Here is a 20,374-nt window from a genome sequence, read left to right as displayed (position 1 = left end):
GCATTTCATGCAGCGGAAAATGTTTAGATTCAGCGATGGTGGAAATAGATTTTGTACCAAAACGTGAATCGAGTAGTTCCGACCTTAAATCCGTTACTTGCTTCTTATCCATTTCAAACTCCTTAAAATGATTGGATCGCAATAAAAAAGTAGGATTTATCGATAAAGTAAGCAAGCTCAATGGTCTGGGTTTTAAATAACAAAATCCTAATCTTGTTTGGTTTTTGACAATAATTGCATTATGTTTTTTTAAGTAAAAACAAAAGGATGAGCAATATACTAATGATAATTTCGATCTTTTTAGTGTTATTTTAATGTGTTTTTTTACCTGCCGTTATTATCACGTAAAAATTAGCCAATAAAATATCATTATTAGTTAGTGGTTAATTTTTTGAACGTTTTTAAAGATTATCGAATAAAAAAATATAATTACCAGAATCCCCGCCAACATTGTTCGTGGGGTAAGTTGTTATTTCGGCAGTAATACTCCGGTATAAGTATTCACCGGATGGGTAAGATGTTGTTTAACATTAGTGTTAACGTTTTCTACTGTCGGTTGGTGGATGTCCGGGAATCATAACGCTTCCACTGTGAAACTTGTGCTACAGGTTCGTTTTGTTCTTTTACCGTAATAGCTGCGCTCCAGCGTTTCAGGCTGGAAGAGGAGAGTTCGCCAACACCGCTGCCGCCCACGGCTTTATGCAGAACAAATTACTATTTAAGTGATACTACGTAAGTGTGAAATTATTTAAAATGTTAATGTTTTTTATCCTTTCGGTGTTTCTATATTTTAATGGTGACAATTTGTATTTTTTAGAGAAAATCCGAGTAAAGGTCTGTTGTGAATCGAACCCATATTTATAGGCGATGCTCATCACAGACTCATTAGTCCCGACAAGATCTTTAGCTGCAAGACTAAGTTTTTTATCTTTGATATATTTCCCAAGGCTAACTTTTTTTATCTGTACAAAAATCCGCTGAAGATGCCACTTAGAATATCCAGCCCGCGTAGCAACATCGTCTATCTTCAGCGGTTTATGTATGTTTGAATCAATCCATTGAGTTACCTCATCGATAATATCTTCTGTTCTGGACATAAGACGACGCTAACTATAAGAGGGCTGTGACATATATTGTTCAAAATGCTAATTACTTACTTATAGATTTCAGCAACCCCGTGCAACCGGTTATTCCCCGTGGTTGACAGAATTTTGAATGATGTTGCTCCTTGCTCATCAGTTTTACGAGAAAGTGCATTCGATAATTCATCAAGCGTCAGGGCATTACTGGCTGAGACTACACCAATCTTTTCTTTGCCATCTGCATGACGAATCTCCTCAGCAGCAGATGCAGTATTTACCGAAATGAATCCCATGAATAATGCAGTAATTAGTAGTGCTTTCATATCTGATACCTGTTTTAAACGATATATTTGGAAGTTGACGAATATCAGAAGGAGCTTCCTCCTTCTTGATCTGTAAATATACAGTTCTAAGCTATCATAAGACTGACTGTCATATGACAGCGTTGTCAGATTTTTGAATTTTTCGAATACAGATTCAGGTCGTTAATAACGCACTCAGGTTCTTCAGTAAGGGGCATATTGTCTACATCGAAAACCCCATCATTTTTTTGGGGATTATCACTCTGCAGCTCTGCAAACAGAGGGGTGAGATCCTGCTGTGCTTCTCCTCGCTCTGCGACCAGTTCGAACGTTTTATTTTTAGCCGCATCATTGCTCAAGGCCGTTACCAGTACCCGGGCGATTTGTTCCCGGGAGATAACACCATCTTCTGGCGTTCCCGCATGGCGCCTATCCCCCTGAAGCATGACGATTCTGTGCTCATCATCATTGTTGTAATCAAACCAGCCGGGTCTGACGATAGTGTAGATATGTCCGCTGGCTCTGACCAGGCGTTCAGCTCGTCTCTTCCAGTCATGAACTTCAGTACGTTGATTCCAGCTACTGAGCCGCTCAGTAACGCCAATCGTTGTCATCAGGGCGATGCGAACAGGTGTATCCATGAATATTCGCAAAATGTTACGTACACCGCCGTAATCTATCGCTCTGGCACCAATACGTCCCTGACCATCGGAGCCGAGTGTAAAAATGATGGCATCAATATCTTTCGGTAAATCGGTGAGTGTTTCAGGTATTGAAACATCGCCATAGAAAATATCTGTTCCAGGAGGGAGTAACTTGATTTTCCGCCGATTCCTGATCAGAGCCACTGGCTGATGGCCCATTGCAATAGCAGTATTCACAACATGAATACCAATGCTTCCTGTTGCGCCAGCAACGAGTATTTTCATGATAAACCTTCTGATAATTCAGCCTTATTTTTGATACAGCCAGAATATCAATTATCATTATTGCCAGTAATGAGGCTAAAATGATTGTGTCTATGAACGCCCTTCATGAATGCGCTTTGAAGGGAATGCTTCTACAAGGAAATCGTCAATGCTTAAAGAAAACTTCAACGAACTGCAAATCTTTCTTGTGGTGGCAAGAGAGCGAAGTTTTACCAAAGCAGCGAGCAAACTCGGCGTCTCTCAGTCTGCACTTAGCCATGCAATGAAGGCACTGGAGGAAAGGTTAAATATCCGTCTCTTAACCCGAACTACCCGTAGCGTGGCTCCCACGGAAGCAGGGGAGAGAATAATTGCCTGTCTTGAGCCACGTATAGATGAGCTTGAGCGCGAGCTGGAATCACTTATCCAACTGAATGGCAAGCCCTCCGGGAATATTCGTTTATCCGCCGGGGAACATGCTGCGCGCAGTCTGGTCTGGCCGAAGCTAAAACCGTTCCTTAGAGAGTATCCCGAAATCAATGTCGAACTGGTGGTGGATAACGGTTTTGTCGATATTGTTGAAGGTCGTTTTGATGCCGGGATCCGGCTGGGTGAAAGTGTGGATAAGGATATGATTGCAGTGCGAATTGGGCCGGATATGCGGATGGCCATGGTGGGATCGCCGGCGTATTTTGCTGCAAACCCTGCGCCTGAAACGCCTCACGAACTACAAAATCATCGCTGCATCAATATGCGTCTGCCAACGGCCGGTGGACTTTATCACTGGGAGTTTGAACGCGAAGGGAAACCGTTACGGGTCAGAGTTGATGGGCAACTGACGTTTAATTTGCTGCCAGAAAGAATTGATGCCGCATTATCAGGATTTGGTATCGCCTGTGTTCCCGAAGACGCGATTCAGGATTATGTAACGTCAGGCGAGCTTATTCAGGTTTTACAGGAGTGGTGTCCAACTTTTCCCGGATATTACCTTTACTATCCCAGCCGTAAGCAGCATCCGCCTGCTTTTGCGCTGTTGATTGATGCACTTCGCTACGCGGAATAACGGGTCCACATTTTGCTGTGGGCCTTGCGCGGGCATAATGACCTTTTTCACTGCACGCCTGTAGGTCAGTGCGCTTTAATACGGCGAAGGCCAGCGCTTCAGTAACGTTGAAAGCTTGATACAGCAGTGAACAGAGCAAACATCTTCGAGGCTGTGAATCTCCATCAGAAAAAGCTACACAATACGATGAGCGCCCACTGAAGGTTAGGCGCTCTATTAAACGTTTAAGGTGATCTTCTAAAATGGCTATTGCAGATTTTTCTCTTTCAAAAACCGACTCACCAAATCAGCGATCTGCACATTATTCAGGTCGGAAAACGGGAAGTGGGTATTACCTCTGATTCCAGCCTCAGGCAGATGCGTCACCGTCACATCCCCACCATGCTTGTTAACCACGTCACGCCACTTACGCGCCATTGCCAGCCGTACTCGCCAGCTGTCCTGTGCGGGCATAGCTACAGGTTTATCCGGTATGTTATCGCCGTAAATAATCAAAATCGGGATTTTAGTCAGCGCCATAAACTGTTCCATTGGCACGGATTCACCCTTCAGCGTGTCGAACGCACTAGGCATAGGGGCAGGGAGTTCTTTTTCCGGGAACACAAAACCGCTGCCTGGCTCGAAGGCGACAATGGCTTTGACCTTGTTGTTTTTCATCGCGGTATACCAGCCTGGTCCACCACCCTGAGAGTGGGTAAAGAGGATTGCCGGGCCTGATTTATCCACTACGGCAGACATCGCATCAGAGATGACATTGACATCAAATGGCCCTGTATTCGGAGTCATCTGGCGGAAATACTGATTTAGTGCCTCTTTGTCGTGGGAAAACTGGACGCCTTTAAAATACTCTGGCCACACGCCAACACGGAACTGGTTAAACCACATCTGCTCATCAGGTTTTGGTGTAACCGTACCTTCTACAGTGGTACGTCCGGCATCACCCCGACGCGGCTGATCGACAATATACGTGGAGAATCCGCGGCGCAGGAATATGTTCTGGAACCCTTCTCGACCATCCGGCGTACTTTCCCAGGTACGAGAAGACTGGCCCGCGCCATGCAGCATAACTATGGGATATTTATGCGGATTCTCCGGTATTTGATAGAACACCGACGCATGATCGCCATGATAAGTTTGACCTGCAGAGTCCAGCGGCTTTTTCGCATCAAATGTTCCCGGGGCGGTGATGATGGTGCCTCCGGCAGAAAAACTTCCTTGCTCCTGAATGACCAATGGTTCGGCGTATACAGACTGCGCCCCCAGGCCTCCGGCCATCATGCAGATGGCCAGCATTTTTAAGACCGTTTTCAAAATCACATCCTCTGTTATGGTTGCCGTTTAATCATATCTGAGTTGCCAGCGTTAATTATTTCTCCCCCTTGATTGCCTTTATTTGGCGGATTCATAAATGCAGAGGATGAATCACGTATGTGCACTGCCCAGGGGAGAGTCTGCATGACGACCGTCTCTATTTGTTCTCAAGCGCTTTTCGCAGTGCCTCTTCAGCTCTTGTGGCTGCATCATTGTCGCCATGTTCACGCAGAACCTGTGCTAACTGTCGTAACTGCGCTGCCGTCAGACCGACTCGCATACTTGCTCGCGTATGTGACAGTAACTGGGCTTCAACGCCTGGCGTAGCGGCTAATGCGCCAACTGTTGCCAGTTCACGGCTTTGCCAGTCGAGGTTATCGCGAGCGAAAATATCGCCGAACAGATGTGTTTGCAGGAATTGATTTATTGTTGGCGCAAAATCAAACAGTGGCCCCTGAACAGGCGCTCCTGAGATTTTCGTCTGGTTTGCGGTACCGACACGGCGAAGCTCATCCCCGACGGGAATCGGGGCGATCGGCGCTTTACCTTCAATGTCTTCGATGCCACGTTGTTTACGTGTTTCGACGACTTTCATCAGCTCATTCAGTGCATTCAGGCTGCGGGGGAATCCCGTATAGGCATAGAGCTGGATGAGAATTTCTTTAGCTTCGTTTATCGTGAGTCCTGTATCAAGTCCTTGATTAAGCGCTGCATTCAGCTTATCCATCTGACTGCTGGCCATTGATGCGGCAATCAACGGAATGGCCTGCTGGCGAGCTGACAGCGTATCTGAAACCGTATATTCATGATTCATTTCGGTAACTCCTTTATTGATGAGCGCAGCATTTGCGGTAAGCGCAAAACCAAAGGTGAGCAGTACCGCTGCCGTTAATATCTTAATGGGCGTGGTATTGTTCATCTGTCACTAACTCCTTCCAGTTAACGCTTTTGCCATCCACCACGCCGGTTATTGCCAGATGTGTCATCGCACTACCGGGGGCCGCCCCATGCCAGTGTTTAACGTCCGCCGGACAAGAGACAACATCGCCAGCACGGATCACCTGCACCGGCTTGCCTTCTTGTTGGGTGAGTCCAACACCAGAGGTCACAATCAGTCGCTGACCTGCTGGATGCGTATGCCAGGCGGAGCGGGCACCAGGTTCAAAGGTGACATAAGCCGCGGAAACACGGATGTCGTTGTCAGCGTTGAACAGAGGATCAACCCGGACACGACCGGTAAAATTCTCCGCCGAGCCATACACCGCAGTCTGGCTTCCGGCGGGGGCGATATGGACAGTGGAATTTTGCTCCGCAGCCCATGATGAAGTTGTGAAGAGAGGCAGTAGTAGCCCAAGATAATGTAACTGTCTGATCATACAACGCGTCCTTATCTACGGTGACAGGAGGGGAGACAATGATTCTATTCAGACGGACATGTCGTCAGGCTGACGCCTCGCTGACAATTTTGTCAGTTAACGTTGCTCCAGACTCAGTGCCTGAAGGTGCATTGCTCACCGTTTTATCCGCTTTCAGCGCAAAAGTGAGGCCAAATGTATTGATGCCACCTTCACTACGGGCAAAGACATCACCCTGGTGCATAATAGCGACGGCACGCACGATCGACAGGCCCAACCCATGATGGGCATCACTCCTTGCTCGTGAAGTGTCGATGCGATAAAACCGCTCAAAAAGCCGATGTAAGTGTTCTGGTGCTATCGGATTGCCTGGATTGGAAACTTCAACACAGGCCTGATTATCCCTTTCGCTTAAGCGCACAGTAATAGTGCTATTGGAAAGGGAATGTCTAGCAGAATATGTCGAGCCCTCATTTACTGAAAAACAGCTTTTGTTGGATGTTGAAGGCGATGTTACTGCGTTTATCGATCGGCGGCTGTTCCACCGCTCACTGGCCAATTTACTGGAAAATAGTGCTGTCTTAAGGGTTTCTTCTCGCAAGGAGACTTGTGTAAGCTGAGAAGCATGTTCTCCTGCGTGGGCATGAGACAGGAACAGCATGTCATTGACGATGGACGTCATACGTTCAAGTTCTTCCAGATTCGAGCCCAGTAATTCTTCCAGTTCCTCATGAGAGCGTCGTCGTGATAGCCCCAGTTGCGTCTGGCCAATCAGGTTAGTCAGCGGCGTGCGGAGTTCATGAGCAACATCGGCATTAAAACTTTCGAGTTGCCGCCAGGCGATTTCCTGGCGCTCCAGCACGCCATTAAATGATGAGGCCAGTTGTTGTAACTCTTCGGGTAAGGCTCTGGCGTCCAGTCGCTGTCTATGGTCCCCAGGGGCGAGATGTTGCGCCTGCTTACTGAGCATACCCACCGGACGCAGGCCAATCTTTGAAACAACGTAGCCCAGCAGGGCAACGATCGCTACGCCCAGAGCCGCAATGATCAGCAGTGTCCGCGTAAAGGCATTGAGCGTTCCCATGTACGGCGTGGAATCAATGGCGACCACATAACGTAACTCAGGTCTTTCACCGTTTGCCGGGATCGTTTTCACTAACAAAAACAGTGAACATGCGCTCTCTGATGTGCCGGGTACTTTATTAAATCCCTCCCGTAAAGAAGACCACTGAACTCCCACCGGCGGCATTCCTCCCACGCTAAAACGCGGGTTATCGCTGACAATCCAGTAGCGAACACGCTCACCTTCGGAGTTGGCTAATACGGTGAATTTATTGGCAAGCGTAGACCAACCATCGGCCGTGGTTCGCGCGGTGATCCACGGGCTCATCAATGATTCCCTGAACAACAGTTCGTTGTGCATCTGTTTTTGCAAGGAATCATGCAAAGAGCTTCTGAGCAGGATGCCAATTACGGAAACAATCAGCAGCGCAGATAAAGCAAACATCAGCGCCAGGTGGACAGAGATAGAACGCTTAACCATGCTTATCCTCTTTATTTACTCAGGCCGGACTTCGAGGACATACCCCATGCCGCGCACGGTATGAAGTAGCTTAACGTCGAATGGGGCATCAACTTTGGCGCGTAAACGTTTAATGGCGACTTCAACTACATTGGCATCACTATCAAAATTCATGTCCCAGATTTGTTCGGCAATCATCATCTTTGACAAAATCTCTCCCTGATGACGAGCGAGCAGACTCAGCAGGGAAAATTCTTTTGCGGTTAGTTCCAGTCTCGTTCCACCGCGAAATACCCTGCGCGCCAGTAAGTCGAGATGCAAATCCTGAATGTGAAGTTGAGTGATGTCTGCGCCATCGGTAGGGCGGCGACGTACCAACGCCTGAATACGCGCCACCAATTCAATGAGTGAAAAGGGTTTAGGGAGATAATCATCCGCGCCCATACGAAGCCCTTTGACGCGTTCGTCGACCGAGCCCCGAGCTGACAGCATCAGCACGGGTGTCTGTTTTCTGGCCCGGACGCCTTCCAGCACTTGATAACCATCCATTCCCGGTAGCATCACATCAAGAATTATCGCGTCGTAGTCTAATTCCAGCGCGTAATGAAGCCCTTCAGCGCCATCGGCTGAAATATCAACGATGAACCCCGATTCTTTTAATGCACGACTGATATACGTCGATGTTTTCTCTTCATCTTCTATAATTAAAAGGCGCATAATATTCATCCCTCTACACCTATGGCTTTAGGGTGCTGATTTATTTATCGAGTCCTTTATCGTGTAACCACGATGCCAGTATTCCGGCAATCTCCTGATTATTCTTTTCCGCCATCAGGAAATGAGAATTGCCTTTGATGCCAATATCAGGAAGATGGACAAGGGTGGCGTCTCCACCGTGACGATTAACTGTCTTGACAAATTGCTTTGCCATTTCATATTCACTTCTCCATTTATCCGGGCCAACGGCAGCATCCGGTTTTTCAGCAATAAAATCGCCATAATAGATAACGATTGGGATTCGCGTGAGTTTGAGAAACTCGTTCATGGGAACTCCCATCGCGGAAGCGCTCAATGGTGCAAATGTCGTCTTCACCGGTGCTGGCATCTCATTTTCCGGGAAGATAAATGGTGTTCCGCCTGGCTCATAAGCAACAATGGCTTTTACCTTGTCGGTATAAAAGGGCGTTCTCCAGCCAATAGTGCCGCCCATCGAGTGAGTGATTAAAATACCCTGACCAATTTTTTCAAATAACTGTGCAAGTGTTTTCGCATTCAGGTCATTATCAAGTTCTCCTGAATAGGGATTCCAGGAACGCTGGAATGCTTCAATACTTGCAGGATTGTCAGGGAACTGCGAATTTTTAAAAACACCCTGTTCATTGCCAACACGGGACAACAGAAAAAACGTCTTGTCGGCATACATAGGATTGCCCGCCCAGGGATTTTTACCCGTATCATCTTTGGTCGATAAACCGGCTTCACCCATGCGTGGTTGATCAACGAGATAAACACTATAATTTTTTTTCAGAAAAATATTCTGAAATCCATCGCGTCCATCTGGTGTACTTTCCCATGTTCTTTTTGTTTGAGCACCGCCATGCTGGAAGACCAGCGGATATTTATGTGCATTTACCGGAATTTGGTAGAAGACATAAGCATGATCGCCATAAGCGGTTTGACCATCAGGGGAGAGAAAATTTTGTTCTGAAAATGTTCCTGAATGCTTGACTGTTGTGCCTCCCACAGCAAAGCTTCCCTGAGTTTGTAATACAATATGCGGTTCTGTACTTTGGCTCTGAATGCTGTGCGTTGTGCAACCAGAAACGGCAAATATTAGTCCGGACAACAAGATATTACCGACCGTTTTTTTGAATGGAGTGTTATGGTTCATATATTATCTCTGATGTTTTATTATGGTTTAAAATAGCGCTCCTGGTTTATCCAATACCCGTCATCATTGCCACGAGAGGCATCGTAATAAGTGACACCAGTGTGGTTAATGTCGCACCTTTAAGAGCTAACGGATAAACTTTTTTATTTAACATCTGAGCCAATAAGGGCGTTCCTGCACCAGCTGGCGTTGCTACCGCAGCAAGCAGGACACCCAACAGTAGCCCATCGTTAATGAATAACTTCATTATTAATATAATAACAAGCGGAATGATGACCATTTTAAAAAAAGTGAATATCCATACTTTCACATCTTTAAAAACAGATTTCCATTCGATGTCTAACAGGAATGAGCCTATCAGTAGCATTGAAACCGGGCCAGTTATTGCGCCCAGCATTTTTATTGGTTGTGCAATGATGTAAGGAATATGCACATTTGAAATATATAAAAGCAAAGCAAGAATACAGGCAACGATCCCCGGATTGATAACGTTTAACATATTTTTCAAGCTAAGTGTTTCAGCATTACCACTCTGGTCTTTCATGCAGTGATAACCATATGAAAAGAACAATAAGTTATATGGGAGTAAAAAGACAGTGATATAAATCATGGCGTTGGCGCCATATAAAGAATATATCATTGGGATCCCCATCATGGAAACATTAGTAAATGTTGTCATGACAGTAATCACACCATAGTATTCTCTTTCATAGCGTAAAACTCTTGCCAGCATACGACTGCAAATAATCAGTAAAATAAGTGTAGTGAATGCGGATGCAAGTACGATGGAAAGTTCCTTTCCGGAAATATGTGGCTGATCAGTCGTAACCCCGGAAAGTATAATAGCTGGCATCGCAAAATTAAAAACAAGAGATGTGAGTTGGGGCGTGTTTCCCGGTGTAATAACGCCCACTTTACGTGCTATAACGCCAATACCAATAAGAAGAAAGAAAATAATAAGTTGCTCAAGTGTCGCCATATTAATATCCTTGCCATGGTATATATAATAGTTATCAACCAGGACGCTGCGAATTTTATTCGTCGAAATGTTATGAGTGACTTATTTTATACGGGGTATATCACGGCCGCTTAAGTCAGAATGAGTATATACTCGTCATACTTCAAGTTGCATGTGCTGCGTCTGCGTTCGATCACCCCAGTCACTTACTTATGTAAGCTCCTGGGGATTCACTCGCTTGTCGCCTTCCTGCAACTCGAATTATTTAGAGTATAGCAACATATTTATGTTCATTTGAGAGAGCTTTACCGATAGGGTTAATCAGCCTGATTCATAAATCAGACCCGGGAAAGCGTATTTCAACCGTCCTCAACGGAAAACACGATGAGCTGGGGACTTCCTGACAAAAATGTTATTTAGCGGTCATGATACTGACAGTTTTTTCTCTCTACTCTGTGTCTGAATGTTCCATCTCGGTTGCCTTATGAACACGCATTTTTATCGGGAGAAACCATGAAATTGACACTTTTAAGTGCAATGCTGATGACGGCAGTCGTCGGTATCACTTCAGCAAATGCAGCAGATTACAAAAAGAATCCGTTTACTCTCGTCTATGACGGGGCTATCACCGAAAATGTCGCAGGTAAGGTCAATATCCATCCTGTGAAATATGATCTGCATGGCATTCAGATTGCAGCGAATGTGTATACACCTGCTAACTATGACCCTGCGAAAAAATATCCGGCAATAGTGGTGGCTCACCCTAATGGCGGTGTAAAAGAGCAGGTCGCCGGATTATATGCCCAACGCCTGGCTGAACACGGATATATTACCATCGCCGCCGATGCTGCTTATCAAGGGGCCAGCGGAGGGCTGCCACGTAACGTAGACAAACCTGCGAATCGTATTGAAGATATCCACGGTATGGCTGATTTCATCAGCCAGTATCCCGGTGTTGATAGCACCCGTATTGGTTTGTTGGGGATTTGCGGGGGAGGAGGGTATTCACTTGCTGCCGCCGAGACGGACAAACGATTCAAATCGATTGCAACCATTAGCATGTTTAATTCAGGACTTGTACGGCGCAATGGTATGCAGGATTCACAGCTGGATACTATTCAACAACGTCTTCAGCAGGCTTCAGATGCACGAGCTCAGGAAGTGGCCGGTGGCGAAGTGCTTTACTCCGGTGATGCCAACCTGACTGATGAACAGATCGCTAAATTACCTTTTGCGTTATATCGCCAGGGCTACGAGTACTACTGGAAAACCCACGCACATCCAAACTCAACGTTTAAATACACCACGAGCAGTCTGTTAGACTTGATGAACTTTGACGTGACGGACCATATCAACCTGATCAATAAACCTCTGCTAATGATTGCCGGTTCCAAAGCGGATACGCTCTATATGACTAAAGATGCGTTCGCTAAAGCTACCGGTACGAAGGACAAAGAGCTCTTCCTGATCGATGGTGCTACCCACATTGAGACATATTGGGTGCCAGAATACGTTGACCAGGCGACGCAAAAGTTAGACGTTTTCTTCCATAAGAATATCTAGTTACCCTCCAGGGGATCCCCAGCCGTACAGGCTGGGGGATATCCATCAACTGTAGCCACTGTCCACTTTAAAAAACAAGTTGGCGGGGTAGTTAGAAAATTGAAAGAGAGCTCCAGCATCCTGGGGAATCAAGATTCCGACAATAGGGTAGTCATTTGCTGACTCCACGAGGCGAGACGTGGGTGTAAGACGTTGCTTATCCAATCCAATTCATCATTTAACATAATATACATTATGCGCACTAAGGTGCGCATACGTAAATTATGGAGGTGTGTCATGGCTTGTACCCGTCCTTTGAACGCGTACCAGATGCCATCGGGGAAGATTTTTTTCACGCCGTCACGTGGCGCTAAATTCATTCAGTTGCCCTGCGGTCAGTGCATCGGTTGCCGTCTTGCTCACTCTCGTGACTGGGCGACCCGCTGCGTTCATGAAGCCCACATGCACGATCACAATTGTTTTATTACTCTGACTTATTCGCCTGAGAATTTACCTGAAGGCGGTACTCTCGTTCGTAAACATTTCACCGATTTTATGAAGCGTTTACGTAAGGCTTTGGCTGTTGATGATATTTCGATTCGTTTTTTCGGCTGTGGTGAATATGGCTCTAAATTAGAGCGTCCGCATTATCATGCGATTATTTTTGGATATGACTTTCCGGATAAGACATTACACAAGGCTGGAAGATTTAATTTATATAGGTCTTCGCTTCTTGAAAGATGTTGGACTTTTGGTTGGTCTGTTGTTGCTGCTTTTAGTTTTGAGTCGGCTGCTTACGTGGCGCGATACTGTGTTAAAAAAGTCACCGGTTCCCGTGCAGATGAGCATTATGGACATCGCATACCCGAGTTTTCGGCTATGAGCAACAGGCCTGGTATTGGCTATGATTTTTTTATGGAATATTACGATGACATAGTTAATTCAGATGCTTGTATTGGTCGCGGCGGTCGTCAGATAAAACCGCCCCGCTATTATGACAAGTTATTATCAGGCTGTGATTTTGAGAAGTTGCAGCAAAATAAAGAACGACGACAGTTAAATGCCCAGGTATTAGACCCGTGGCGTTTGCAGGATTTGGATAAATTTAATCTGGTTAAATTCCAGCGAATGATGAGGAAATTAGAAAATGGCTCACTCTGATGCAGTTTATGTAATTCACGACAAGCTGATTAATGCTGATGTTTTTATGTTTATGGCCCAGCATGACGGTATTGCGAAAGGACATTTGCACGCGTTCTGTAACCGTATGCAGCGCACTGATTTTTCGTTGCACCGTGTGACTGCTTATGATTTTGCTGACCAGCAGCTGGTTCCGGTCGATATTGACCGTGTTTATGTTTGTGAAGCTACTCCGGCGTTCCTGAAGGATTCTGAAGATGCGTACATCGAAGCCTAAGTTTCATACCCGCTATAACCCGCCACCGTCGCCCGGCATCGAGTTCAAAGAACCGACGATGACCCAGCAGCATTTCCGCGACGAGTGCGACATTAACAAGATTGTTGAGCGTGCGATAAGAACGGGAGACACGACAGTCTTTACCAGTGCTCAACGTGCTGAATTCTACGATGCATCCGCGATTACTGATTACGTGGACGCAATGGCTTTAATTGACGACGTTCACGACGACTTTAAGAGCCTGCCGTCCACGATTCGCTCGATGTTTGGTAATAACGTTAAACAGTACGTTGAGTGGATGAGTAATCCAGCAAACTGGAATCAAGCGCGTGAGCTTGGATTGTTGAGCGGCGGAGAGGTTTCGGCGACCGAACCGAAGGTTCGCGAGTCGGAACCTGCTCCGGCGTCCCCGCGGGAGCGTTCCGGTGCTGAAATGAATAAAGCACCAGATGCAGGTTCCGAACCTGCCAAAACCTGAAGACGGCTCCGGCCCTTCAGCCTGGCACAGCGCCCTACTTGATGTAACTGTGCCAGGTGACACCGAAATTCACAGGCGGCTCCCACGAAGCCTTGAAAAAGGTGTCAGTTTATACAGTAGTTTGTATAGTATTTGTTCGAAATTCCCGAGGGGGGTTTATGAGTAAATTCGGTCGTAAAGTACCTAGTAATGCAAAAAGTCAGCATAATTTTTCAGTAATCCCGAGTGCCAATATTCAGCGTTCGGTCTTTAACCGTAGCTCTGGTTATAAAACCACTTTTGACGCTGGTTATTTGATTCCCGTGTTTCTGGATGAGGCTTTGCCGGGTGATACGTTCCACCTTAAAACGAGTGTTCTCGCGCGTCTTTCCACGCCCGTGGTTCCTTTCATGGATAATCTACGTCTGGATATTCAGTATTTTTCTGTACCTTATCGCCTCGTCTGGGATAACTGGCAGAAATTCAACGGAGAACAGAAGAACCCTGGTGATTCTACGGATTATTTAATCCCGCAGATTAAAGCCCCTGCAGGCGGTTTCCCTGTTGGCTCCCTTGCCGATTACTTTGGCGTTCCCACAGGTGTTGAAGGTATCAGCGTAAGCGCCCTGCCGTTCCGCGCTTATAACCTGATTTATAACGAGTGGTATCGTGATGAAAACCTGATTAATTCCGCCCCGCTTCCGCTTGGCGATGAGGAAGAAACAGGGCTCGCCAATTTCCCGCTGCGTAAGCGTGCCAAGCGTCACGATTACTTCACAAGTGCCCTGCCGTGGCCTCAGAAAGGTGAAGGCGTTGAGATTGGTTTAGGCGTTCCGCCGTCGTATACGCTCGATTTCCCTACTTATCCTGATGGCCTGCCGTTTGTTTCTTATGGCGTTGGTGTTGATGGGGATATGACTCCGCACAATCCGACTTATCTTGCCCGTAATAACGTTGGCAATGAAAGTGCATCATCTAATTCTTATGGTAATGCGGTTTATATGAGTGACGGCAGGAATCCCAGCAATCCGCTGGAATGGCCTCCTATGTCGCCCTCCACTGGTCGCATTGATGTTATTGGTGGATTTAGCCGCAATCAGCCTCCGGTTACGTTGAATAAGGAAGGTGGTGAAGTTGTTGATAACCTCACGATTAACTCGCTGCGTCAGGCGTTCCAGCTCCAGCGGCTGCTTGAGCGTGATGCTCGCGGTGGTACGCGATACATTGAGATTATTCGCAGTCATTTTGGCGTTATTTCTCCTGATGCCCGTGTTCAGCGTCCTGAGTATCTTGGCTCTGGTTCGTTCGATATAAATATTAATCCCGTGCTTCAGAACTCCGCGACGACCGACGCCAGCCCGCAAGGTAACTTGGCTGCTTATGGCGTTTCCGGTGGTGTGAACCGTGGTTTCTCGCATTCGTTCGTTGAGCATTGCTTTGTGATTGGCCTCGTCAGCGTTCGTGCTGACCTGACCTACCAGCAAGGCATCCCGCGCATGTTCTCCCGCCAGACCCGCTTTGATTTCTACTGGCCTGCACTGGCTCACCTGGGCGAACAGGCTATTCTTAACAAGGAGATTTACGCGCAAGGCAACGCCAAGGATGATGAAGTCTTTGGCTACCAGGAACGTTACGCGGAGTACCGCTACCGACCGTCCCAGATTACTGGTAAATTGCGTTCTACCGACCCGCAATCCCTCGACGTGTGGCATTTAGCCCAGCGGTTCGACTCTCTGCCCGCACTGAATCAGGAGTTTATCGAGGAGAATCCACCGATGAAGCGCGTCCTCGCCGTACAGGACGAACCCCAGTTCATCATGGATGCGTTCTTCGACTTGAAGTGTGTGCGGCCTATGCCTGTTTACTCAGTACCAGGTCTTATCGACCATTTCTAAGTTACATTGTCACTTTTGGCCTCTGCGGAGGCCTTTTTTTCATGAGGTGAAATTATGGGCTTTTTATCATCTGCCGTTGGTGCCGCTGGTTCCATTGCTGGTTCCCTGCTTGGCGCGAACTCTGCGAAGGATTCCGCTAACCGTGCCAATAAATTAACGATGGATTTGGCCAAAAACGGCATCCAGTACCGTGTGCAGGATTTACGGAAAGCTGGCCTTAACCCCATTCTGGCCGTTACTGGTTCCGGTGGTCTTGGTTCCGTCAGTTCGTCAGGTATTCAGGCCGCCCAGCCTGCCGATTTTTCCGGTGTGGTTAATTCTGCGGTCAGCGTATTTGACGCCTTAACGAAGCGTGAGCAGCAAGAAGCAGCCCGTGAAGGTATTGAGTCTCAGATTGCGTTACAACGTAACCAGATTGCGAATAGCGCGGCTGATGTGAAGCTCAAAGAGGCTCAGGCTGCGCAAGCCATTCAGAGTGCCGATAACATGCGATCGCAGTCGAATCTGATTAATCAGCAGGTTTTGACCGAGGCCTCCCGCCGTGCCAATATTGAAGCACAGACAGGCCTCAGTTCTGCGCAGCGGATTAGAACACAGTATCAGACTGTACAGGACAAGGTTCTGGCTGATTATTTGAATACACCAACTGGAGCTGAAAGTGCACGTGTCAATATGGATGCTTCTCGCGGTGGTATCGTTGGCGGCGTTAATACTTTTCTGCGTTCTTTGCAACGTGATTACCCGTCTGACTCGAACTCTGCGAAGAAAGTAAACAAGGGGGGACGCCTCCCCCCTAATCAGTTCCAACAGCAATTGATTAACAACTATCGGAGGTAATATGGCTCGTTCTCGCCGTCGTATGTCCAAGCGTTCTTCCCGCCGTTCGTTCCGCAAGTACGCAAAGACGCATAAGCGAAACTTTAAAGCTCGTTCGATGCGTGGTGGCATTCGTCTTTGATTGACATCTTCGATCGTATCGATCTAATATAATTATGTAAGTGGTTGATTTCTTTAACCTAAATATACATTATGCGCACCAACATAAACAAAGGGAAAATCCAGTCTTTAGCGGTCATGATTGTCCTGCTCATTAGCAACGACCAAACCCCACATCTCACTTAATTCCGTATTCTCGGCTTAACCGACCGTGCAACCTCAACACATTGGTTTCAATTGCCGTCACAACATTCTCCGGAAAATCTGCCGGTAATGAAGTCTTCACGTTATCCAGTGCTGCGGGAATCATTCTGGCAAAGTCACTCAGGATTTCATGCATCTGCACTTCCGGGAATTTCAGCGCCTTTGCTGTCGCCAAAAAATGTCGCGGATAAATTTTATCGATTGCCGTTTTTCTGCCTTTGGATGCGTTAAGCCCCATTGCCAGTTTGAGATCGCTGATGTGTATTCCCGCGCCACCCAATACCGGAAATGCTGAAATGATGTCGTAAAATGGCGTGAGTCGATAACTGCCACCGGCCTGGATAAAAACCGAAAAATTTTTCGCATGGCCGTCCGTCGCGCCAATCAACCACTGGAATACCTGGAATTTCATAAAATCATAACGATCGCGAAGCGCCTCGCTGGACCCCATTAAAAACGCCATGATCCGCGCAATGCCCGGGCCTCCGTCAGATTCATATTTCACCGATGAAGGTAAACCGAATGTCTGACACATATCCTCCTGTGGCAAGCGAAGTAAAATCGTTCGTTCAGTATTCCAGCGCCTGTCAAAGCGTTCGACCGCTAACGCGCGCACTCTACCCGCTTTTATGATTTCTGCGTCCGGAACATTCAACCCGAGTTCTTTCGCCAGCAGCAGACAGTAATATTCATTATCCACGCTTTGACTGAGATCGAGCGTCGCGTTGGGCTGCCTGATTTCACCAATCGGTAATTTAATGATATGCGTCGTCGGCGTTATTCCTTTCGGAATGCACCAGTCATTGCCCATTCTGAGCAGCGCGGTCTTTTCCTGCGCGCCAGCAACTGAGATGCGAAAGTCATTTTCTTCTCTTATCATGCCTAGCGGAATATCTGCTTTATAAGCCGTTAATACTTCTTCAAGTCTGGCGTCAGTAAGCTTTTCCCATGCCATTATCGGGTGCGTTACGGTTTCATCTTCTGGTAATAACGTCACGGCGCCAACGCTGTCTCGCCCTATTTCTGACAATAAATCAAACGGTTGTCTGGATTTAGCATGATAACGTTTAACGATCCGGTCGCGTACAACCGGGCTATCGGGTAACAGGTTATCGAAGAAGTTAAACACGGCATCAGAGGTGATATTCCCCCTCTGCAATGGCAGCGATAGCGACAACGGCCTGGCATAACGGTTGGCTAACCACTCCGGCGCATACCTAAAAGTGTGCGCGCCATTGGCCAACTTCGTTAACTCGCCTACCCGCTGGTTGTTCATCCAAGTGACAAGTTTAGGCATTACCACTCCAGATCTTGCTGTTGTGTTGATTCTGGCGCAGCGTTTTTCGTGTCGCATAGCGTCATTGAGAGTTCAAGTGACTGTAATATCTTAAAAAATGTCGTCAGCGTAGTGTTATCGGGATTATTCTCGAAATTCGAAATCGTCGCCTGCTTAATGCCGATTTTTTTCGCCAGCTCGCTCTGCGTCCAGCCATTTTGCTGACGAACCAGTTTCATTGCATTCGCTAATTGCGTTGGGCTATAGATCATCGGAAAGCTCATCATGCCATACGTCCACAAGAAGTTTATCCGCTCAAGGGGATATTGTCAGTTTTATCCCTTAGTGAGGATAAAGTCAATCTGTAAACGCATTTTATCCGCTCTACGGGATAAACGCTGCGATATCCGCGATCGCGGATAAAATGGAGGATTAAAAAACGGCGCTGATGTGCCATTTGAGGTTGCTGACTAAAGTCGTCAATGCTAAACCGCATACCATCTTCGGCATGCGGCTTGATACGGTTTAGCAGATATATTTCACTCCCGGCATGCCCAGCCGTTATCACCTAATCCTAATAAAGAAAAGAAATAGGAATACCGATACTCAAAAATTAACAGCCACGGTTATCAGGATGTGGCTGTCAATAAAACTATAACCCAGGCGCTTTCCATAACGATGTCGTCAGTCCGTGATCAACCAGCCCCAGTTGATCCTGATATACAGCCTGCCACTTATCGCGTGAATCTTGATAAAGTTCATGCTTTTCCGGGTCTGGTGTATGCGTCCGTTCCCAGCGTACAAGACGTTCTCCAGTTTCTGCCATTGATGAATAAATCCCGGCACCGACGCCAGCTGCAATGGCACATCCTAATGCAGTGGCTTCTTTGACCACCGGAATATTAACGGGTAATCCCGCGACATCAGCGAGAATTTGACTCCATAATTTTCCCTTCGCCCCTCCGCCTGCAAAGACCAGCGATGTGGGACGAATATTCGAAAAATCAGCAATTTGCTGCAAGTTACACGCTGATACAATCGCCGCATTTTCTTCCAGCGCACGGAACAACGTCGCTTTGTTACATTTATCCGGGTCAATGGATAAGTTAATAAAAGAAGGCGCAGCGTGATACCAGGTTTTAAAGCGCATTCTGTCGGAGAATATCGGCATCACGCCCCACGACCCAGGCGGCACCCGACTGGCCATCTCTTCCAGCAGCGTATAGGTGTCGATACCTAAACGTTCGGCAATCAGTTTTTCTTCGGCACAAAAGGCATCGCGGAACCAGCGCATGGTGAGTCCGGTAAAAAAGCTAATAGATTCAGCTTGTACCATGCCAGGAACAACATGGGGATTAACGCGCACGTTCATTTCTGGGTCTGTCATCGGCGCGGCTAAGTTGACAACTTGCTGCCAGAATGTGCCGCCAAGAACAGCGGTTTGTGCCGGACGCACAACGCCTAATCCAAGGCAACCGAGTTGCACGTCCCCTCCTCCCACGACCACCGGAGTGCCAGCCTTCAGGCCGCAAAGTTCCGCAGCTTGTGAACTTACCACGCCCAGCAATGTGCCGGTTTCTTTGACAGGAGAAAGAATATCAGCCCGCAGTCCGGCCATATCCAGCAATGCAGGTTTCCAGTCACGGGTGGTTAGATCGAGAAGTCCCGTGGTGCCTGCGTTAGACGGATCGACCGCCAGTTCCCCACTTAACATATAGGCCAGCCAGTCGCTGATCATGGTGATGGTCGACGCTTGTCGGTAGATATCAGAACGATGATGCGCCAGCCAAAGTAATCTGGGAATGGCGCTTAAAGCCAACGTTTGTCCGGTCGCGCGATAAACTTCGTTTTCAAAGGTATTGTTATGCAGTTCTTTAAGTTCGCTGACTTCCCGCGCCGCTCTGGCATCCACATTGGCGCAGGCCCAGATCGGTGTTCCTTCATTGTTATATAAAACAATACCTTCGCGCATCGAACATGCCGAAACGGCAGCAATATATTCCGGCGCGATACCAGAATTATGTAACGCCTGGCGCATACATTCGCACGCCAGTTGCCAGTTCTTATTCAGATCAAATTCCATTGAACCGGGAACGTCAGGTACTGCCAGATGCCGCCACTCCGCCTGTCCTACTGCGATTTGATTGCCTTCCAGGTCGAAAATCACAGCCCGAATACTTCCGGTGCCTGCGTCCAGCGCCATCAGGTAATGCTTTGATTCTGAAGGGGTAAAGAGTCGAGCCATTAGATTATCC

The 20,374-nt window shown here is 47.3% G+C and carries 22 protein-coding genes and 1 pseudogene; 7 read left to right on the top strand and 16 right to left on the bottom strand.

Annotation, left to right across the window (positions count from 1 at the left end; translation table 11 throughout):
* The 6 genes and pseudogenes from D9738_RS25190 to D9738_RS16400 form a co-directional block, all read right to left on the bottom strand.
* On the bottom strand, positions 1 to 112 hold a 112-nt coding region (locus D9738_RS25190; RefSeq protein ID WP_240730951.1), incomplete at its 3' end, for a hypothetical protein.
* A gap of 357 nt (positions 113 to 469) precedes the next feature.
* A pseudogene (locus D9738_RS25185) lies at positions 470 to 565 on the bottom strand (hypothetical protein); the annotation flags it as partial.
* The gene (locus tag D9738_RS24800) at positions 547 to 693 is read right to left on the bottom strand and encodes a hypothetical protein (protein ID WP_165383340.1); all 147 of its coding nucleotides are present in this window, start codon (positions 691 to 693) and stop codon (positions 547 to 549) included. The pseudogene D9738_RS25185 and the gene D9738_RS24800, both read right to left, overlap by 19 nt.
* 35 nt (positions 694 to 728) lie before the next feature.
* Positions 729 to 1,097: a helix-turn-helix domain-containing protein gene (locus D9738_RS16410; protein WP_130260646.1), complete on the bottom strand. Its 369-nt coding sequence runs from the start codon at positions 1,095 to 1,097 to the stop codon at positions 729 to 731.
* A gap of 56 nt (positions 1,098 to 1,153) precedes the next feature.
* On the bottom strand, positions 1,154 to 1,405 hold the full coding sequence (locus D9738_RS16405) for a DUF1471 domain-containing protein (RefSeq protein WP_130260648.1): 252 nt from the start codon (positions 1,403 to 1,405) through the stop codon (positions 1,154 to 1,156).
* A gap of 125 nt (positions 1,406 to 1,530) precedes the next feature.
* Positions 1,531 to 2,313 (bottom strand): SDR family oxidoreductase, encoded by a 783-nt coding sequence (locus D9738_RS16400; RefSeq protein ID WP_130260645.1) that lies wholly within the window; start codon positions 2,311 to 2,313, stop codon positions 1,531 to 1,533.
* A 148-nt stretch (positions 2,314 to 2,461) separates the two neighbouring features.
* Here D9738_RS16400 and D9738_RS16395 point away from each other — a divergent pair, with 148 nt between their 5' ends.
* Entirely contained in the window at positions 2,462 to 3,355 is an 894-nt protein-coding gene (locus tag D9738_RS16395) for a LysR family transcriptional regulator (RefSeq protein ID WP_130260644.1), read from the top strand.
* Positions 3,356 to 3,601: 246 nt separating this feature from the next.
* Here D9738_RS16395 and D9738_RS16390 read toward each other — a convergent pair whose 3' ends face one another.
* From D9738_RS16390 to D9738_RS16360, 7 genes are all read right to left on the bottom strand, one after another.
* On the bottom strand, positions 3,602 to 4,666 hold the full coding sequence (locus D9738_RS16390) for an alpha/beta fold hydrolase (protein ID WP_130260643.1): 1,065 nt from the start codon (positions 4,664 to 4,666) through the stop codon (positions 3,602 to 3,604).
* A 157-nt stretch (positions 4,667 to 4,823) separates the two neighbouring features.
* Positions 4,824 to 5,585, bottom strand: a complete 762-nt coding sequence (locus D9738_RS16385) for a carboxymuconolactone decarboxylase family protein (protein ID WP_130210828.1) — start codon at positions 5,583 to 5,585, stop codon at positions 4,824 to 4,826.
* Positions 5,563 to 6,042, bottom strand: a complete 480-nt coding sequence (locus D9738_RS16380; protein ID WP_130260642.1) for a cupin domain-containing protein — start codon at positions 6,040 to 6,042, stop codon at positions 5,563 to 5,565. Before D9738_RS16380 ends, D9738_RS16385 begins: the two co-directional genes overlap by 23 nt.
* A 64-nt stretch (positions 6,043 to 6,106) precedes the next feature.
* Positions 6,107 to 7,564: a heavy metal sensor histidine kinase gene (locus tag D9738_RS16375; RefSeq protein WP_130260641.1), complete on the bottom strand. Its 1,458-nt coding sequence runs from the start codon at positions 7,562 to 7,564 to the stop codon at positions 6,107 to 6,109.
* A 15-nt stretch (positions 7,565 to 7,579) separates the two neighbouring features.
* Positions 7,580 to 8,260 (bottom strand): heavy metal response regulator transcription factor, encoded by a 681-nt coding sequence (locus tag D9738_RS16370; protein WP_130260640.1) that lies wholly within the window; start codon positions 8,258 to 8,260, stop codon positions 7,580 to 7,582.
* A 40-nt stretch (positions 8,261 to 8,300) separates the two neighbouring features.
* Complete coding sequence (locus D9738_RS16365) at positions 8,301 to 9,434, bottom strand: alpha/beta fold hydrolase (RefSeq protein WP_130260639.1); 1,134 nt, start codon at positions 9,432 to 9,434, stop codon at positions 8,301 to 8,303.
* 46 nt (positions 9,435 to 9,480) lie between these two features.
* Entirely contained in the window at positions 9,481 to 10,413 is a 933-nt protein-coding gene (locus tag D9738_RS16360; RefSeq protein WP_130260638.1) for an AEC family transporter, read from the bottom strand.
* A 492-nt stretch (positions 10,414 to 10,905) separates the two neighbouring features.
* Here D9738_RS16360 and D9738_RS16355 point away from each other — a divergent pair, with 492 nt between their 5' ends.
* The 6 genes from D9738_RS16355 (at position 10,906) to D9738_RS16330 (ending at position 16,540) form a co-directional block, all read left to right on the top strand.
* Positions 10,906 to 11,955, top strand: coding sequence for an alpha/beta hydrolase (locus D9738_RS16355; RefSeq protein ID WP_130260637.1), 1,050 nt, complete (start codon positions 10,906 to 10,908; stop codon positions 11,953 to 11,955).
* 276 nt (positions 11,956 to 12,231) lie between these two features.
* Positions 12,232 to 13,095, top strand: a complete 864-nt coding sequence (locus tag D9738_RS24920) for a hypothetical protein (protein ID WP_201798112.1) — start codon at positions 12,232 to 12,234, stop codon at positions 13,093 to 13,095.
* Positions 13,082 to 13,351, top strand: a complete 270-nt coding sequence (locus D9738_RS16345; protein WP_053877785.1) for a hypothetical protein — start codon at positions 13,082 to 13,084, stop codon at positions 13,349 to 13,351. Before D9738_RS24920 ends, D9738_RS16345 begins: the two co-directional genes overlap by 14 nt.
* Positions 13,332 to 13,829 (top strand): hypothetical protein, encoded by a 498-nt coding sequence (locus D9738_RS16340; RefSeq protein ID WP_130260636.1) that lies wholly within the window; start codon positions 13,332 to 13,334, stop codon positions 13,827 to 13,829. The genes D9738_RS16345 and D9738_RS16340 overlap by 20 nt, the downstream gene beginning before the upstream one ends.
* Positions 13,830 to 13,987: 158 nt before the next feature.
* The gene (locus tag D9738_RS16335) at positions 13,988 to 15,703 is read left to right on the top strand and encodes a major capsid protein (protein WP_130260635.1); all 1,716 of its coding nucleotides are present in this window, start codon (positions 13,988 to 13,990) and stop codon (positions 15,701 to 15,703) included.
* Between the two features lie 54 nt (positions 15,704 to 15,757).
* Positions 15,758 to 16,540, top strand: a complete 783-nt coding sequence (locus tag D9738_RS16330) for a hypothetical protein (protein ID WP_130260634.1) — start codon at positions 15,758 to 15,760, stop codon at positions 16,538 to 16,540.
* 277 nt (positions 16,541 to 16,817) lie between these two features.
* On the opposite strand, the gene hipA is transcribed toward D9738_RS16330, so the two are convergent.
* The 3 genes from hipA to lsrK all read right to left on the bottom strand — a co-directional run bounded on the left by hipA (position 16,818) and on the right by lsrK (position 20,364).
* Complete coding sequence (gene hipA / locus D9738_RS16320; protein ID WP_130260633.1) at positions 16,818 to 18,140, bottom strand: type II toxin-antitoxin system serine/threonine protein kinase toxin HipA; 1,323 nt, start codon at positions 18,138 to 18,140, stop codon at positions 16,818 to 16,820.
* Complete coding sequence (gene hipB, locus D9738_RS16315) at positions 18,140 to 18,406, bottom strand: type II toxin-antitoxin system antitoxin HipB (protein ID WP_130260632.1); 267 nt, start codon at positions 18,404 to 18,406, stop codon at positions 18,140 to 18,142. Before hipB ends, hipA begins: the two co-directional genes overlap by 1 nt.
* Positions 18,407 to 18,771: 365 nt before the next feature.
* Positions 18,772 to 20,364: an autoinducer-2 kinase gene (gene lsrK, locus D9738_RS16310; RefSeq protein WP_130260631.1), complete on the bottom strand. Its 1,593-nt coding sequence runs from the start codon at positions 20,362 to 20,364 to the stop codon at positions 18,772 to 18,774.
* Between the last annotated feature and the right edge of the window lie 10 nt (positions 20,365 to 20,374).

Source organism: Escherichia sp. E10V5 (genome assembly GCF_004212315.1).
Taxonomy (GTDB): domain Bacteria; phylum Pseudomonadota; class Gammaproteobacteria; order Enterobacterales; family Enterobacteriaceae; genus Escherichia.
This window is presented reverse-complemented; position numbering and strand designations above follow the sequence as displayed.

What these genes read in the sequence shown, in the direction of transcription:
- D9738_RS16385 (WP_130210828.1), bottom strand. Translation starts at nt 5,585, where the DNA reads ATGAACAATACCACGCCCATTAAGATATTAACGGCAGCGGTACTGCTC.
- D9738_RS16340 (WP_130260636.1), top strand. Translation starts at nt 13,332, where the DNA reads ATGCGTACATCGAAGCCTAAGTTTCATACCCGCTATAACCCGCCACCG.
- D9738_RS16370 (WP_130260640.1), bottom strand. Translation starts at nt 8,260, where the DNA reads ATGCGCCTTTTAATTATAGAAGATGAAGAGAAAACATCGACGTATATC.
- hipB (WP_130260632.1), bottom strand. Translation starts at nt 18,406, where the DNA reads ATGATGAGCTTTCCGATGATCTATAGCCCAACGCAATTAGCGAATGCA.
- lsrK (WP_130260631.1), bottom strand. Translation starts at nt 20,364, where the DNA reads ATGGCTCGACTCTTTACCCCTTCAGAATCAAAGCATTACCTGATGGCG.
- D9738_RS16380 (WP_130260642.1), bottom strand. Translation starts at nt 6,042, where the DNA reads ATGATCAGACAGTTACATTATCTTGGGCTACTACTGCCTCTCTTCACA.
- D9738_RS16375 (WP_130260641.1), bottom strand. Translation starts at nt 7,564, where the DNA reads ATGGTTAAGCGTTCTATCTCTGTCCACCTGGCGCTGATGTTTGCTTTA.
- D9738_RS16330 (WP_130260634.1), top strand. Translation starts at nt 15,758, where the DNA reads ATGGGCTTTTTATCATCTGCCGTTGGTGCCGCTGGTTCCATTGCTGGT.
- hipA (WP_130260633.1), bottom strand. Translation starts at nt 18,140, where the DNA reads ATGCCTAAACTTGTCACTTGGATGAACAACCAGCGGGTAGGCGAGTTA.
- D9738_RS16360 (WP_130260638.1), bottom strand. Translation starts at nt 10,413, where the DNA reads ATGGCGACACTTGAGCAACTTATTATTTTCTTTCTTCTTATTGGTATT.
- D9738_RS16400 (WP_130260645.1), bottom strand. Translation starts at nt 2,313, where the DNA reads ATGAAAATACTCGTTGCTGGCGCAACAGGAAGCATTGGTATTCATGTT.
- D9738_RS24920 (WP_201798112.1), top strand. Translation starts at nt 12,232, where the DNA reads ATGGCTTGTACCCGTCCTTTGAACGCGTACCAGATGCCATCGGGGAAG.
- D9738_RS16365 (WP_130260639.1), bottom strand. Translation starts at nt 9,434, where the DNA reads ATGAACCATAACACTCCATTCAAAAAAACGGTCGGTAATATCTTGTTG.
- D9738_RS16405 (WP_130260648.1), bottom strand. Translation starts at nt 1,405, where the DNA reads ATGAAAGCACTACTAATTACTGCATTATTCATGGGATTCATTTCGGTA.
- D9738_RS16345 (WP_053877785.1), top strand. Translation starts at nt 13,082, where the DNA reads ATGGCTCACTCTGATGCAGTTTATGTAATTCACGACAAGCTGATTAAT.
- D9738_RS16355 (WP_130260637.1), top strand. Translation starts at nt 10,906, where the DNA reads ATGAAATTGACACTTTTAAGTGCAATGCTGATGACGGCAGTCGTCGGT.
- D9738_RS16335 (WP_130260635.1), top strand. Translation starts at nt 13,988, where the DNA reads ATGAGTAAATTCGGTCGTAAAGTACCTAGTAATGCAAAAAGTCAGCAT.
- D9738_RS16410 (WP_130260646.1), bottom strand. Translation starts at nt 1,097, where the DNA reads ATGTCCAGAACAGAAGATATTATCGATGAGGTAACTCAATGGATTGAT.
- D9738_RS16395 (WP_130260644.1), top strand. Translation starts at nt 2,462, where the DNA reads ATGCTTAAAGAAAACTTCAACGAACTGCAAATCTTTCTTGTGGTGGCA.